General features: G+C 58.4%; 19 protein-coding genes and 1 pseudogene. 9 read left to right on the forward strand and 11 right to left on the reverse strand.

The window, feature by feature from the left end:
- Positions 1-157 precede the first annotated feature (157 nt).
- Entirely contained in the window at positions 158-760 is a 603-nt protein-coding gene (locus QP941_RS06720) for a superoxide dismutase (protein ID WP_005325362.1), read from the forward strand.
- A 42-nt stretch (positions 761-802) separates the two neighbouring features.
- Here the strand turns inward: QP941_RS06720 and QP941_RS06725 are convergent, their stop codons facing one another.
- Positions 803-1,657 carry a LysR family transcriptional regulator gene (locus tag QP941_RS06725; protein ID WP_239278631.1) on the reverse strand — a complete coding sequence of 285 codons (855 nt, stop codon included), beginning with the start codon at positions 1,655-1,657 and terminating at the stop codon, positions 803-805.
- A gap of 71 nt (positions 1,658-1,728) precedes the next feature.
- On the opposite strand from QP941_RS06725, the gene QP941_RS06730 reads away from it, so the two are divergent.
- Positions 1,729-2,880: an MFS transporter gene (locus tag QP941_RS06730; protein ID WP_284868467.1), complete on the forward strand. Its 1,152-nt coding sequence runs from the start codon at positions 1,729-1,731 to the stop codon at positions 2,878-2,880.
- 10 nt (positions 2,881-2,890) lie between these two features.
- A complete protein-coding gene (locus QP941_RS06735) occupies positions 2,891-4,189 on the forward strand; it encodes a copper oxidase (RefSeq protein ID WP_284868468.1) in 1,299 nt (432 codons plus the stop codon).
- Here QP941_RS06735 and QP941_RS06740 read toward each other — a convergent pair.
- The gene (locus QP941_RS06740; RefSeq protein ID WP_284868470.1) at positions 4,176-5,609 is read right to left on the reverse strand and encodes a TM0106 family RecB-like putative nuclease; all 1,434 of its coding nucleotides are present in this window, start codon (positions 5,607-5,609) and stop codon (positions 4,176-4,178) included. The two genes, QP941_RS06735 and QP941_RS06740, sit on opposite strands and share 14 nt — an antisense overlap.
- Positions 5,610-5,678: 69 nt before the next feature.
- On the opposite strand from QP941_RS06740, the gene QP941_RS06745 reads away from it, so the two are divergent.
- The 3 genes and pseudogenes from QP941_RS06745 to QP941_RS06755 all read left to right on the forward strand — a co-directional run bounded on the left by QP941_RS06745 (position 5,679) and on the right by QP941_RS06755 (position 6,809).
- Entirely contained in the window at positions 5,679-6,311 is a 633-nt protein-coding gene (locus QP941_RS06745) for a DUF6474 family protein (RefSeq protein ID WP_284767268.1), read from the forward strand.
- A gap of 145 nt (positions 6,312-6,456) precedes the next feature.
- Positions 6,457-6,594 (forward strand): annotated as a pseudogene (locus tag QP941_RS06750) (hypothetical protein); the annotation flags it as partial.
- Positions 6,595-6,659: 65 nt separating this feature from the next.
- A complete protein-coding gene (locus tag QP941_RS06755) occupies positions 6,660-6,809 on the forward strand; it encodes an Lsr2 family DNA-binding protein (protein WP_284868471.1) in 150 nt (49 codons plus the stop codon).
- Here the strand turns inward: QP941_RS06755 and QP941_RS06760 are convergent.
- Entirely contained in the window at positions 6,806-7,444 is a 639-nt protein-coding gene (locus tag QP941_RS06760; protein ID WP_284767266.1) for a LuxR C-terminal-related transcriptional regulator, read from the reverse strand. The two genes, QP941_RS06755 and QP941_RS06760, sit on opposite strands and share 4 nt — an antisense overlap.
- A gap of 37 nt (positions 7,445-7,481) precedes the next feature.
- Entirely contained in the window at positions 7,482-8,645 is a 1,164-nt protein-coding gene (locus QP941_RS06765) for a sensor histidine kinase (RefSeq protein ID WP_284769253.1), read from the reverse strand.
- On the opposite strand from QP941_RS06765, the gene QP941_RS06770 reads away from it, so the two are divergent.
- A complete protein-coding gene (locus tag QP941_RS06770; protein ID WP_239278638.1) occupies positions 8,644-9,180 on the forward strand; it encodes a DUF2020 domain-containing protein in 537 nt (178 codons plus the stop codon). The two genes, QP941_RS06765 and QP941_RS06770, sit on opposite strands and share 2 nt — an antisense overlap.
- On the opposite strand, the gene QP941_RS06775 is transcribed toward QP941_RS06770, so the two are convergent.
- Together QP941_RS06775 and QP941_RS06780 are read right to left on the reverse strand one after the other, a co-directional pair.
- Complete coding sequence (locus QP941_RS06775) at positions 9,177-9,329, reverse strand: hypothetical protein (protein WP_049377502.1); 153 nt, start codon at positions 9,327-9,329, stop codon at positions 9,177-9,179. The genes QP941_RS06770 and QP941_RS06775 overlap by 4 nt on opposite strands.
- Complete coding sequence (locus QP941_RS06780) at positions 9,329-9,991, reverse strand: class E sortase (RefSeq protein ID WP_239278640.1); 663 nt, start codon at positions 9,989-9,991, stop codon at positions 9,329-9,331. Before QP941_RS06780 ends, QP941_RS06775 begins: the two co-directional genes overlap by 1 nt.
- Positions 9,992-10,024: 33 nt before the next feature.
- On the opposite strand from QP941_RS06780, the gene yidC reads away from it, so the two are divergent.
- Positions 10,025-10,969: a membrane protein insertase YidC gene (gene yidC / locus QP941_RS06785; protein ID WP_005325343.1), complete on the forward strand. Its 945-nt coding sequence runs from the start codon at positions 10,025-10,027 to the stop codon at positions 10,967-10,969.
- Here yidC and QP941_RS06790 read toward each other — a convergent pair.
- The 4 genes from QP941_RS06790 to QP941_RS06805 all read right to left on the reverse strand — a co-directional run bounded on the left by QP941_RS06790 (position 10,926) and on the right by QP941_RS06805 (position 13,065).
- Positions 10,926-11,534: a TetR/AcrR family transcriptional regulator gene (locus QP941_RS06790; protein ID WP_005327015.1), complete on the reverse strand. Its 609-nt coding sequence runs from the start codon at positions 11,532-11,534 to the stop codon at positions 10,926-10,928. The two genes, yidC and QP941_RS06790, sit on opposite strands and share 44 nt — an antisense overlap.
- Positions 11,535-11,612: 78 nt before the next feature.
- Positions 11,613-11,861 carry a GlsB/YeaQ/YmgE family stress response membrane protein gene (locus tag QP941_RS06795; RefSeq protein WP_005325340.1) on the reverse strand — a complete coding sequence of 83 codons (249 nt, stop codon included), beginning with the start codon at positions 11,859-11,861 and terminating at the stop codon, positions 11,613-11,615.
- Between the two features lie 119 nt (positions 11,862-11,980).
- Positions 11,981-12,880 carry a universal stress protein gene (locus tag QP941_RS06800; protein ID WP_284868472.1) on the reverse strand — a complete coding sequence of 300 codons (900 nt, stop codon included), beginning with the start codon at positions 12,878-12,880 and terminating at the stop codon, positions 11,981-11,983.
- A gap of 41 nt (positions 12,881-12,921) precedes the next feature.
- Positions 12,922-13,065 carry a hypothetical protein gene (locus QP941_RS06805; RefSeq protein ID WP_284868473.1) on the reverse strand — a complete coding sequence of 48 codons (144 nt, stop codon included), beginning with the start codon at positions 13,063-13,065 and terminating at the stop codon, positions 12,922-12,924.
- Here QP941_RS06805 and QP941_RS06810 point away from each other — a divergent pair.
- Positions 13,046-14,056, forward strand: coding sequence for a pseudouridine synthase (locus tag QP941_RS06810; protein WP_502869199.1), 1,011 nt, complete (start codon positions 13,046-13,048; stop codon positions 14,054-14,056). The genes QP941_RS06805 and QP941_RS06810 overlap by 20 nt on opposite strands.
- A 200-nt stretch (positions 14,057-14,256) precedes the next feature.
- On the opposite strand, the gene QP941_RS06815 is transcribed toward QP941_RS06810, so the two are convergent.
- Positions 14,257-14,467 (reverse strand): hypothetical protein (locus QP941_RS06815; protein WP_284868475.1); only part of this gene is annotated, 211 nt, incomplete at its 5' end.

The raw sequence follows: 14,467 nt of genomic DNA on the forward strand, positions 1-14,467 counted from the left end.
AGCTCCTTCCTTATTCCTTCTTCCCAACGTTGTACTGCGAAAAGCTATTCCGCGGCCAGTTAATATTCTCGCTAGTTCCACAATTCGAATTAATCATGGCGAAATCTTTCAACCGTGCCTATCATCGGGACACGTACCCGAAGAAAGGATTTAACAAATGGCTGTTTACGAACTTCCTGACCTCCCATACGCATTCGACGCACTGGAGCCACACATCTCCGCAGAGATCATGGAGCTCCACCACGATAAGCACCACGCAACCTACGTTGCTGGCGCTAACGCCGCACTCGAGGCACTCGAGGAAGAGCGCAACGGCGAGGCTAACCCGGATCGCATCCGTGCCCTCTCCAAGAACTTGGCGTTTAACCTGGGTGGCCACACCAACCACTCCATCTTCTGGAAGAACCTGTCCCCGAACGGTGGCGGCGAGCCAACCGGCGAGCTGGCAGAGGCTATCAACCGCGACTTCGGCTCCTTTGAGAAGTTCAAGGCTCACTTCTCCGCTGCTGCTACCTCCCTGCAGGGCTCCGGCTGGGCCGTTCTGGGCTACGACCACATTGCTGGCCGCCTCATCATCGAGCAGCTGACCGACCAGCAGGGTAATACCTCCATCAACTTCACCCCGCTGCTGATGCTGGATATGTGGGAGCACGCTTTCTACCTGCAGTACAAGAACGTTAAGGCTGACTACGTTAAGGCCGTATGGAACGTCTTCAACTGGGATGACGTTGCTGAGCGCTTCGCTGCAGCCACCAAGTAACTCCTTTTAGTTACTTCGGCCGCCCCTTCGGGGCGGCTTTTTCTATGCCCGGATAAACTCCCGGAATTGCTGCACTGGGGGTGCGTCGTCCCCGGCGCGCCACACTAAACCGAGCTCGCGGTACGCTGGCGGCGTGAGGGGAATCAAGCTCCCCACCTGTAGATAAGGATCATCCAGCGGCAAAAGCGCCACCCCGAGTCCTGCCGCTACCAGCCCCGCAACGGTAGTAAGTTCCATCGACTCGAAGACGAGGTGGGGGCTAAAGCCAGCGTCGTCCGCGAGGGCATCGAGAAGCATGCGCGTGCCATAGCCCGGCAGCATGCCGATGAACGGTTCTGCAGCGAATTCCGCTAGTTCCACCTCCCGACGGTTCGCTGCCCAGTGACCCTCCGGCACCGCAAGGCCTAGTCGCTGCACCTTAATTTGGTGCCAGCCCAGGGCTGCATCAGGCCGCGGGCCCACGAGAGCAAGGTCAGATTCGCCGTTTTCCACCCTGCTCACCAGCTCCTGCGCCGCGCCTTGATGCAGGCGAATATCCACGTGCGGGTGCTGCGCGCGATAGCTCTTGAGCAGGTCCGGAACCAACCAGGTTCCCAGCGAGTGCATGAAATCTAGGCGCACGGTGCCGCGTTCTGGATCCATGAGGCGGGCAACATCGTCCCGCCCTACTTGGTAGGCGCGGAGCATTTCCCGCCCAGCCGCAGCGAAAGCCCTCCCACGCGAATTCACGTGTAGGGTGCGCCCAGTGCGCTCGAAAAGGCGGGCGCCAAGACTAGCTTCTACGCGCTGTACGCGGCGGGTCAGCGCGGATTGGGAGATCCCCAGTTCATCGGCCGCAGCACCCACGCGACCATGATCCACCACGGCTAGGAAGCCGCGAACATCCTCCACATTCATGCATACTCCGCATCGTTTAGTGTAATTTTCCACATTTTACACATACTGCATAGCCGGGCAGGCTAAATGATATGACTCGAACGCGGCGCGCAACGGTAGCCATGCTCCTTGTGGGCTTGGCTATTTTCTCCAGCCTGTATTCCACCCAAGCCATTCTTCCCACGCTGGTAGACAACATGGGCCTTTCTTCCGCCGAAGCGGCCATGACCGTATCGGCCGCCACGGGCGCGCTGGCCCTATGCGTGGTGCCCGCATCGATCCTCTCCGAGCGTTTCGGCCGCGGGCGCATCCTGCTCATTTCGGCCGTTGCCGCGACCGGCGTGGGGCTCATTGTGCCCCTTGCCCAGGAGGGGTGGCAGCTCATCGTGGTACGCGGCCTGCAGGGTGCGCTGCTGTCCGGCGCCCCCGCCACGGCAATGGCATGGCTTTCTGAAGAACTCGATGACAAAGCCCTGCCGCGGGCTATGGGCCTATACATTGCAGGTACCTCCGTCGGTGGCCTTACCGGCCGCCTCATCCCCACCGGATTGGTGGAGATTTCCACGTGGCGCTGGGCGCTTTTCGGCTCGGCACTGGTCTCACTCGCCTTTGCCATTACGGCTTGGCTGCTGCTTCCTACCCAACGCAATTTCCGGCCTAAATCCATCCATCTCAAGACCGAAAGCCGGGCGCTCTTGGGCCATTGGGCCAACCGGGATTTGGCCTTGCTCTTTCTCACCGCATTCCTGTCCATGGGCACGTTTGTCTCCATGTATAACTTCTTAACCTTCCGGCTCATCGATGATTTTGGTCTGGCTCCTTCGCTAGCCGGCTTGGCTTTCCTGTTCTACCTTTCTGGCACCTGGTCCTCGGCTCGGGCTGGAGCGCTGGTGGCGCGAATCGGCCACGGGAAAACCCTGTGCAGCTCGGCTGCACTTTTTACTGTGGGCATCGCGTTCTGCGCCGGTAACCTTCCGCTGACGCTTCTCGGAATGATCGCCTTTACCGTGGGCTTTTTCGCCGTACACTCCACCGCCTCCGGGTGGGTGGGCCAGATCGCCACCCACGACCGCGCGGAGGCCTCCTCGATGTACGTGTTCTGCTATTACTTTGGCTCTTCTGTGGTGGGCGCGTGTGCCGGCTTGCTTTTCGACGCCCTATCGTGGCCCCTCTTCATTGCTTTCTTCACCGCCGTAGCCCTCGCCCTTACTGCGCTGACTTGGACCAAGATTAAATCCGGCTAAAATCGGTTTTATGCCTGAGAATAAGTGGTCGGCGCGGACATGGCACCGCAAGGCCTCCCGTCCCGTCTCCCTATGGATGATGGTTTTCATCCTCGTGGGTGCAACGCATACCTTGGTCCCGAACTACCGGTGGGTACTCATCCACCTCTTCACCCTCGGACTGGTAAGCAATAGCATCATCGTGTGGTCCCAGCACCTCACGGAGAAATTCACCCAACAGCGCCTCCCCGAGTCTGCCCGCCCTACCCAATTAGCCCGCATCTACGGCCTCAATGCCGGAATCATCCTCGTGTTAATCGGCCAAATCCTCATGGAGTTCTGGTCCCAACACTGGATTGTCACCCAGGTGGGCGCCACGCTCATTGCACTGATAATGCTCTGGCATGCGGTATCGCTCTTCCAGCAATGGCGCGGTGCCAAAGATAAGCGTTTCCGCCCCGTGGTGGGCGCCTATGTACTTTCCGCCCTGTGCCTGCCGGTGGGTGCCATCTTTGGCGGGCTGCTGGCCGTTTATCCCGGACATCCCACACTCCTGCTTGCCCATATAGCTGCCAATATCGGAGGATTCATCGGCTTGGCCGCGGCCGGTTCTCTCACCATCCTTTTCCCCTCCATCTGGCGGACCCAAGGTATTAATCGCCACATGCACTCCTCCTTTGCACTGCTCGCAGTCGGTGTGGTTGCCACCATCGTGGGCGCTTTCCTCGGCTTCCCCGAGTTGGGACTTATCGCCTACTGCTGCGGTTGGGCGCTGAGCTTGCAGCAGTGGCTCGCTAATGTACTGACGGTGGCTAAGGGCCCGCGCGATCGCATCACCTTTGCCTCGGTCTCCGTGCTCATGGCCTCGCTATGGCTGGTGCTGTCTTTGGTGTATTACACGGTGCAGCATTTCTTTATGCCCGAGCCGGCGCTGCCCACCCTCGCCTTGCTGGTGGGGTTTGCCGGCCAGCTGCTCATCGGCGTGATGAGCTACCTCTTGCCCAGCACCATGGGTGGCGGCCCCGCTGCCGTCCGGGCGGGCTTGCAGCAACTGGACAAACTCGGTCTCCTGCGCGCCACCTTTGTCAACGGTGGCCTGCTCATCTGGATCGGCACCGATATTTCCCTGCTTAAGGTGGTGGCCTCCCTCCTGTGCATCCTGTCCCTGGCGGTCTACCCCGTGCTCATCGCCCGGGCGGTCAAGGCCCAGAAGCAGGTCTTGATGAAGAAGGCGGAGGGCCCGGATCCGAAGCCGGGGCCAGAATGGAACCAGGTCTATGCGGGCATAGCGATCCTCGCGGTCATCTACGCCATATTTACAGCGCTGTAGTACCCGGCGCGCCGGCATCCATCCACTCGCGAACCGCGCGGGTGGCCTGGACATCGCCGGAGTTATAGTCCAGCAAGCGCTGCCGCGCCACGAGGTCACCGGCTAGCGCCTCGCGGCGCGCGTTCACGGATTCTTCGCCGTCGAAGTCTTCTTCTGGCCAGGTAAAGCCCGCTTCCGGGGCGACTACCTTCAGGCCTAGGCCAAAGGGGCCGGCGAAGGATCGTTTGACGTGGGCGAACATATCCACCCACTCCGGTGAAGAGATAAACTCTTCTACTTCCCGCTCATCCACCTCGCGGAAGCGCTGCGCGGACATGCGCATCCAGTGATTTTCACCGTGGGCCGAGTAGCAGTATGCAGCAAAGGTTTTGCCCTCCGCATGGGCTTTAGCACGCACATCCATCAGCCAGCGCCAGAAGGCCGCAAAGCTCTCTGCCTCGGCGCGCCCGCCCAACGGATCCCACGTAACAAATGGGACATAGTTGCCGTCGTGCCAGGCCCCCCATAGGTACGCGCCCTGGTCCAGGTAGGCTTCCATATCCACGTCCACCTCCACGTCCGCACGCGGAACGTGCACGTCGCCGCGGCGCAGCAACACCTCCCCGGCACGCCAGGCAGCAGCAAGGCGGGAGGGTTCGCCCAGGTCGGCGTCAATAAGCGCCTGCACGGTAGTAATCCCGCGCTCGCGGTAAGGCTTAGCACGATCGCCGGATAGGAAAAGCGAAATATCATCCGCCGCCACCAGCTCCTGCTCGCACAAAGACCAAAAGCGGCAGCTCGCGCACTCCTTAACCCGCACCGGCGCGGTAGGAAGCGGCTGATTCCAGGCGCGTTCCAAATCAAACTTCGCTGTTTCCGTAAAAAATGCCCGGGTACGGTCCTGCCCGATGGCCCCGCCCCGGCCAGAATCGAGCCCGAGATCCTGCAAAGCACGGGCGGCAAACGCTAAGCGGTAGCCATCTACCGCATGATGGCGCAACTTATACGGCGCCTCAAGCGGCTCACTCAGGCCCAAGCGATGGGTGGGTACCGCCGGCGTCGTCTTGGTGCCATTCTTGCGGGCCACACGGTGATTGGACACGATAATTGGGGTGTACTTATCACCCTCGCGCAGCAGCAAATCTACGCACACCATCCACTCCGCGGTGGCGAAGACCGCGTTGGTGATGTGCGTATACCCGGAAGCTAAGGCCTCAAGGGTGCGCATGGAGCGCTCCCACTCATCACCTTCCAGATCTATGCGGCGAAACCTGCCAGAGCCCTTGCGGGGAAACATCTGCATGACGGCCTCCGCTGCGGCCGCGTGGCGTTCCGCCCGGGCAATCGAGGCATGGGTACGCGGCATCTCAGGGTGCGCGCGCCGCTGCACTAAGCGGTAGCGGCACCCCACCAGATCCGAAGCAACAACCACATCCTCCACACCGGGTGAGCTTAATAGAACGGCAAGGTAAAGTTGAATCCAGACTCGATCAAACGTGAGGGAAATTTAATGAGCATTCTGAAGAAAGTTAAAAAGGCCCGCCAAGAAGCACGCGCACAGGCAAAGGCCGCCAAAACCCGCGCCAAGGCAGAGGTAAAGGCCCAGTCTAAGGACCGCCGCCGCCAGCAAAAGCTCCTGGCCAAGCAGGAAAAGCACCTCATTAAGTCGGAGGAAAAGGGCCTTAAGAAGCGCCGCAAGCACGAGGAGAAGATGGCCAAGAACGAGCTAGCCAAGCTCAAGGCCGGCCGCTTTAACTCCGATAACATCAAGCGCTATGCCGGTGCACTGCGCACCGCCGCACCCCTGCTGCTGCCGCTCCTCTACCGCGGTTACGTGGGCCTGAAGACCGAGGGCGAAAAGCGCAAGGCCGCTAAGGCGGGCGTGAGCTCGGATCAGATGGCTTCCTTCTCCGGCTACGGTGCGCCGCTCAAGGCCCGCACCGCCGGCATCCGCAACTCCCTCGATAACACGGACGTTCCGGCCGGCTTCAAACGCGATGTGCGTGACCGTCTGCAAGAAGTAGACTCCGCCATCGATAATGCCGAGTTCATGACCGAACAGCAGCGTCGCCGCGCTCACAAGACCATTAGCTCGGAAATTGACTCCATTACTGCGGAAATCCAGCAGCGCCTGGCCCAGTAAAAGAGATACACGCCGCCACCGCCTCCTATTCGGTGGTGGCGTTTAATTATTTTCTATAAAGATCCGGGATTTTTCGGGAAAAGTATTTTCGGCCAGAAAAAGTTGCTGATAATCTTCTCACCGCCCTACCCCTTTAACACCGTTTATGCTCTCTGTACTTGGTGCAATTTTTAAAATTGGAGGAAATACGTCCCGCCGTGAAGTGACCCAATTTTACGACGATTTGGACCACACCCTAATCCCTGAAGACCAGCTAGAAGTCGTTCGCTTCAGCGTAAACGGTCAAAATTACCGTATCGATCTCGCCACGGATAACGCGCGGCATTTCCACAACCTGCTCCCCCCTACGTGGACGCCTCCCGGATTGCCCCGGCCCTCGATGCGCAGCGGGCAAGCCCCAGCCACATCCGCGAATGGGCCCGCACCCAAAGCCTGCCAGTGGCGCACCGCGGAAAGATCCCCCAGGACGTTATCGAGGCGCATAACGCCGCTAATTAAAGCACGCCTTGCTCGCGCGCTGCCGCCACCGCAGAGGTGCGCGAGCGCACGCCCAATTTGTCATAAATGTGCACAAGGTGGGACTTTACCGTGGCCTCAGACAGCATGAGGTCCTGGCCAATCTGCCGGTTCGACGCCCCCGCTGCTACCAGCTGCAAGACCTCGAGCTCACGCGGCGTGAGCGAGGTGCGTGGCGTACGCACGCGAGTCATCAGCCTATCGGCCACGATGGGAGATAGCGCCGAATCACCCTCCGCAGTCGAGCGCACTGCGGCAAGCAGCTCCTGGGGTGGTGCATCCTTGAGCAAATAGCCCACGGCACCGGCTTCGATCGCGCCGAGGATATCCGCATCAGTGTCATAGTTGGTAACCACGAGGACCTTGGGCGGGGTGACCATCGCGGAGCGAATCTGCGCGGTTGCCTCCGCGCCGCCCATAACGCGGGTCCCTTCCACACCCGCGCCGAAGCGCAGGTCCATCAAAATGACATCGATGCCGCCCGCCTGCGCTGCCGACACCGCAGCTTCGGCCGTAGCGACCTCCCCTACGACGTCGATATCCTCTGCGCCCTCGAGCACGGAGCGCAGGCCTAGCCGGACGATTTCGTGGTCATCTGCCAATAGGACCCGAATCACGACATTCCTCCTATCGATGTCATTGTCAACCAAAAGTTTAATCTACCCGGTTGCCTAAGGGCATACTAGCTGACACGGCAGTGCCCTCCCCCGGCGCGGATTCAATAATGACCTCCCCACCTAGCTCTTGTGCGCGGCGCCTAATTGCAGCCAGCCCAATATGCCCCAGTCCAGCCGGGGTACTTTCCACCGCGGCCGGATCAAAGCCCTTGCCGTTATCCACCACATCCAGGCGCACCTCATCGCCCTCATAGGTCACCGTGATCCGGGCGCGGCTTGCCTCTGCATGCTTAACGACGTTCCCCACAGCGCCCTGTGCAATCCGCAGCAGCGCCGCTTCTATCTTCATGGGCAGCTGCTGTACCTCTCCTTCGGATTCCACCTCGACGTGGATATCTCCGGTAGTGCCGAAATTTTCCGCCATACGGGTCAACGCGGCCTCAAGGGATGCCTCATTGAGCGTCGGCGGTTGCAAAGCGGCAATCATTGCCCGTGCTTCGTGCAAGTTATCCGCGGCCGTCCTGCGGGCCAGCTCGATGCGCTCTCGCGCTTTGCTCGCGTCCTGCTTATCCAGATCACGGTCCGCCGAATGCAGGAGCATTTGAATGGAAGACAGTCCCTGGGCAAGGGTGTCATGAATCTCGTGCGCAATGCGCTGACGTTCAGCCACCATGCCGGCATCGCGCTCCGTGGCTGCCAGCTGCGAACGGGTTTCAATCAACTCTTTATTCATCCGCGACAGCGACCGGAAGGCGTAGGTGATTGCTATCGTCACCAGCGCCGAGACCGCCGGCCCCATGACACCGCCAAACGTCAGACCCTGCGGAATCTGCACCACCACGGTGATGATCGAGGCAACGATGACGCACGCGATGCCCGCCGCCATGTCCAGCACCGTGAGGTACAAAAAGAACATGGCGAAGACCAAATAGATTGCTGCCGGTGCTACGAACAGGTCCGCCACCCACAGCACCGAGAGTATGCACAGCCACAGGTAGCGCACAGGCCGGGCCCAATATTCCCCGTAGACCGAGCCTGCGAAGTACACGGCCGCAAAGCCCACCAAAAGCAGCAGGTTGATGATCGCTTGCGAAAGCGGCATCCGCGCGGAGGTAAAAATGCCCACCACCAGCAGGCCAGCGGTCAGGATATGGATGCCGGTGCGCAACGCATCGGTATCCCGGTCTATTGTGGAGCTCATGCGCAAAAGCCTACTTCCCCTACTCGCCCTAGCCACCTTTGGGATCGCTGGCTGCGATTCATCCGCACCCACCCCTGCACCAACAACTACGGTCACTCCGGAGGCTTCGGAGGCACCGGAGGTTAACGTCGCCCAAACCGCGGAAGTCAATGACTGGAGCGATTGCCCCTACATCGGCCCCGGCTGGCTCGAAGAAACCAACGGCCAGCGCCTGACCAAGCAGGGCATCGACACGCGCTTTCCCACCCCGGCCTGCGTCTTTTGGTCCTACCAGGACGAGCCACAGGCCACCGTCATCGTGCGCGATATGCCCACGGTCGACGACGCCCGCGCCGCAGTGGATTGGGCCGCGCCTATCGACGCCACCGAACCCGCCTCCTTCGACGGCTGGGAAGGCGGCCGGGGCGTGGTCAATGAGCATGCCGTGTATGCCGTCCAGAAGGACACGCACGCGGTGCTGGTGTGGAGCAACCAGCAACAAACCGTGAAGTCGGAGCAAATCGCCCACGAAGCGATCGCCAACTTGGGCCTTTAAACTGCGACGTCGTTATACGGCATCATCGGCGACAGCCACGGGAATACAACTTCCATAAGTAGGAAGAAGACTCCCACCGCAATAGCAATGGCCAAGATGACCTTCACCGGCGTCGGCCCCGGCAAGAGATTCCACAAAGCGCGATACATTATTTCTCCTCTTTTTCTACTTCCATAGCGTGCACAATCATGCGCTCCGCATTGGAAAACTGCGGGTGACACGTGGTCAAGGTCAAGATCTCGCGGCTCGGTTCGGCGTCCGACTCTGGCACGGGGTTGGTCACCGAGACGTCGCCAGGCGTCGTAATGTGCCGGCCAGCCACGTGCGAATACTCCGGCGGGATTCCATTGAAACAGTCCGCCTGCTCGCCATCGATGGGCAATACGCGATAGGTAATTCGCTCCTTCTGCGTTTCCACCACGATGTCATCGCAGGTCTCTAGCTTGCCCAAGTCATTAAAGGGAGCCCCCTTGCCCACGCGGTGGCCCGCAACCGCAAAGTTGCCCATCTCTCCCGGCATCTGGGAATCCACGTAGCGGCCAGGGCCGCGCAGCAGGTCATCTTCATTGGTGCCCTCAATGATGGCGAAGCGGTAGTCAGAACCGAACGTGGGAATGTACAGCTGCGCGAAAGCCTCACCCAACTCCGGCTCCAACTTCTGCCGCGGATTGCGCCATTGCTCGTCAAGGTGGGCGCTCGCCTCCTCCTGCAGTTGACCGGATTCTACATTTGTCCAATAGGCTTCATAGAATGCAAAGAGTAAAAGAACCACGCCAATGGTTAGCATGAGTTCCCCAAGAACTTTAGTCATGCCTTAAACCATACTGCCCATGAAAGGTTGAGCATGTACGAAGTCTTCATGTACCCAGTTTCCGGAATCATGAAATTCTGGCACTGGCTCATCAGCAGCTTCGTCGGTGAATCTACGGCCTGGCTGATTTCCATCATCCTGCTGGTTATCACCGTGCGCGGCGTCGTTGTTCCCTTGAACTGGATATCCGTACGCTCCGCCCGCATCGGCGCACTCATCCGCCCGGAGAATAACCGCATCAAAAAGCAGATGAATAACGCCACCACCACCGAGGAGATGGCGGAGCTCATGCAAGAGGAAAAGAACCTCATGAAGAGCTATAACTACAACCCCGCAGCCGGTTGTGTTCCCCCGCTCATCATGATTCCGGCCTTCATCGGCCTTTATCAAGTGCTCCTGCGCATGTCCAATATTGAGCGCGGCTCCACCACCGTGGGCATGTTGAATGCCTCCGACGTCTCGGCCTTCCGCGAAACCACCTTCTACGGCGCTCCGCTGACGGATTTCGCCCGCGAGCACGGTGATCTGATCAATCCCATCCTCATTGCCGCCATCGCCTTTACCATGGCTAATTCCGTCATTTCCCTCGTGCGCAGCTTCCGCACCACTCAATTTGATCAGAAGGTCAACCGCCGCGTCTTCATACTCATGGGCTTTTTGCTGCTGGTAATCCCTTTCTTCCTGTGGCACCTAGCCCAAACCGGACCTATCCCAGTGGCCATCATCCTTTACTGGGGCTGCGCCTATCTCTTCATGCTGATCCAAACCGCTATCTTTGAGATCATTTTGCACCGCGACTACCCGCTTACTGAGGATGTCCACGCTATGCGCCGCGAAAGCATTCGCCGCTGGCGCAAGCGCGAAAAAGAACCCGCCCTCTCCAAGGAGGAGAAGAAGCGGGTCAGCCAGCTACGTATGGAGGCCCGAAAGTACCTTAAATCGAATAATCAGCAGGGGGAGCAGAAAGCATCTGAGTAGCCAGGTCGCGGGCCGTCTGCAGCGGCCCAATCTCCTTGGTAAGCCGAGCCCCCGCACGGCCGCCATCCAAGAAAATCAACAGCTGGCTCGCCTGCGAGGACGATGGGTAACCATTGCGCTCTGTTAGCAAGGCCGTCAGAGTGGAATGCACCCAATTACGGTGTTCAACGCAGGCAGCCACGATACCGTGTTCCGCCTCGGTTTCTGGGCGCGGATACTCTCCGGCCGCATTCAAGAAGTGGGAGCCGCGGAATTCCTGCGTGGGTTCTTCCTCGATCGCCTTATCAAAAAACGCCAGGATCTTTTGATCCGGATCCGTCATCTCCGCGGTGCGCTGTTCCCAGTCTTGGCGGAACTTCTCATCCAAAGCTTCTACATAAGCGATAACGAGCGCGTCTTTGGAACCAAATAAAGAGTACAAAGAAGCTTTAGCCACATCCGCCTCGCGCAGGATGCGGTCGATTCCGATGACACGAATGCCTTCGGTGGTAAAAAGCTTGGTCGCCGATTCCAGCAGCCGGCTGCGCGGGCTGGGCCGATTACGGCGCGACTTCTTCTCTGCCATGGGTTCCTCTCTAAAACGACAAAGCCGGTTCATCTATACTTTATAGACAAACCGGTTTGTACGCGAATTAAATTCGGGCTACTTCTTAATGAGCCCCACGATCCACAACAGGATACAAGCACCACCCGTAGCGGCAATCAAGGAGAAGATCCATCCACCTTCCTCAATGTTCAGGAAGTGGATAATCATGCCACCGATGATGCCACCCAGCACACCAACAATAAGGTTGGTCAGCAGGCCGTGGTCGCGCTTCATAATCTTCTCAGCCAGCCAGCCGGCAATGATACCAATAACAATCGAGCTAAAGAGCCCCAGACCCAAATTCATGCAATCCTCCTAAATTAGCGGGTATACCTTAGCGTACACGAGCGCACACTACCTAAGGCGGCCCCACACAACAAGAGCGCTCCGCCCTTGTGGGCGAAGCGCTCTATGAACAGTAGCTTTTAGCTTTCCTCATCCGGACGGACAACCATCATCGGGCACGGTGCGGACTGCAACAGTGCGCGAGATGTCGAGCCCAAAAGCATACCTTTAAAGCCGCCGCGGCCGTGCGAACCTACAACCAATAGCTGGGCGCCTTCTGCAGCCTCGGTCAAAGCGTTCACTGGACGGTCACGGGTAATGAGCTTCTTTACCTCAACCTCTGGGTATTCCTCACGCGGCTCCTTCAGATTCTCAGTCAGAAGCTCGCTCTGCTCCTTTTCAATATCAGCCCACTCGGACTGGGCGGCCGACAGACCCGCCAAGGAAGCCTGCACCTGCATATCCATCCAAGTATGCACGGCGATCAAAGCAGCACCGCGGGCTTGTGCCTCACGGAAAGCGTAAGCCGTGGCCTTCTGCGAAACCTCGGAACCATCCACGCCGACGACGACAGGGCCGTACTTGGTGGAGTCCGTGACATGATTATCTTCGCGAACGACGACCACCGGGCAAGAGGCGTGGGACACAACCGAAGCGGAGACAGAACCCATCACCATGCCGGACAGGCCACCCATGCCGCGGGAACCCATAACGATCATGGTGACATCATGCGACATTTCCAGCAGCATATCGATCGGGGAGCCCTCGGCCACGGTGTGACCAATCTTCAGCTCTGGGGCTACCTCATGAGCGATGGCGCGAGCTTCCTCGATCTTCTCGAGGGTCTCGGCCTGCAAATCGTCGAAAAGCTCCTTTGGCGGAACCATGCCTTCTGCGTACAGGAACTGTGGCATGGTGTAGCTAGATGCGATTCGCAGTGGAATCCCGCGCTTCATAGCCGTATTTGCGGCCCAACGAACTGCATTCTTCGATGCATCCGAACCGTCAACGGCAACGACTACAATGTCTTCCTTAGCCATGATGTGTCCTTTCCGTGGTTATACCTCAATTGTAGTACGGATTAGGCTTGAGGGTTGACGGTTGCAGCCTCGGAATTCGACGGGAACATAACGGTGTACACAAACTCCAGGACGGTGCGAATTACGGCACCAATACCTTCAGAGAAAAAGGCAACAACCGGTTCAATGAGAGCGTTAAAATCCATGGACAAAACATTAATACATCGCCGAAAAGGTTTCACGCCTTTGCCGATTAAAGACGGCCTAAACCCAACCCGCGTGCGCACTCCCGAAGCAGGCATAACAGCCTGGGATTTTCTTAGCGCAGTCATTTCGGCACAACGCCATCGACACCCCGACGACGACGCTTCGGCCCTCCAGGCGCGTTTCGACTCTGGCGAGGTTGTCCTACGCAATCAAACCAAGCTCCGACCGGACTCGATATTGAGCCAGGACGAGGACGTCTTTTTCTATCGCATGCCGGCGCCCGAAACACCGGTGCCTTACGACGTACCCATCCTCTTTGAAGATGACCATATTCTCGTCGCCGATAAGCCGCCCTTTATGGCAACCATGCCACGCGCACGCCACATCGTACAGACCGCTACAGTCCAGCTCCGACGAATGACAGGAAACGACGAGCTCGCCCCGGCGCACCGCCTCGACAGACTTACCTCTGGAATTTTGTTATTCACCAAGCATCGCGATGTTCGCGGCGCCTACCAAACCCTCTTTGCGGAAAAGCAGGTACAAAAGACCTATCAGGCGATCGCCGAATACCGCCGCTTTCCGACGCCCCTACAGTGGTCCTCCCACCTCACCAAAACCCCCGGCGAAATCCAGGGCCGCATAGGTGGTGGCAGCCCCAACGCATTTACTACTCTGGCTGCAGTAGAACTAATAGATAACGCCCCGTATGAAAAAATCCACGGTGAACTGCCACAATTAGGCAAATACACCCTTAAACCCACCACGGGCAAGACCCATCAATTGCGTCTCCACATGTGGCAGGCTGGTATACCAATCCTGGGTGATCCTGTCTATCCAGAAATCTATCCCGAAGACGCAGAGGATATGCGTATCCCAATGCATCTCACAGCGACCCACATTGAATTTACTGACCCGCTTAGCGGGAAGCACCGGGAGTTCGAGTCCGCCCTTCCTCTCTACACGCACCGCTTAATCGATCACACGTAGCCGTCATATTATTGTGTAGACCGTGAAACTGTCACGTGGCGAAAAGTAGAACCAAGACAGACGCTTTATACGATTGGATAAGTGGAAGTCACCGAGGCATTCCTTATCCTTAGATCCCCAGGAATAAGCACAGCTGGGTGCGGGGACACAACCAGTTGCGACTCTGAAGTGTTCTACTGGGGCGCCTAATGGCTATAACTTCAACGACCACGAAAAGCGGCGGTATGCAGCACGCCACGAGTTCCGTCGGGTTTCGTCTGCTTCTGCAAAACGTGAAAAGAAGGAGACGGTGGTTTGCCGTCTCCTTCTTGTTGTTCCAATATGAAGTTGTTTGTTGTTGTTTGGTGTCGGCGGTGACTTACTCTCCCACAACCTCCCGGTTGCAGTACCATCAGCGTGTGCAGGCTTAGC

Origin of the sequence: Corynebacterium sp. MSK150 (assembly GCF_030229215.1) — a bacterium.
In the GTDB taxonomy this organism is placed as follows: Bacteria; Actinomycetota; Actinomycetes; order Mycobacteriales; family Mycobacteriaceae; genus Corynebacterium.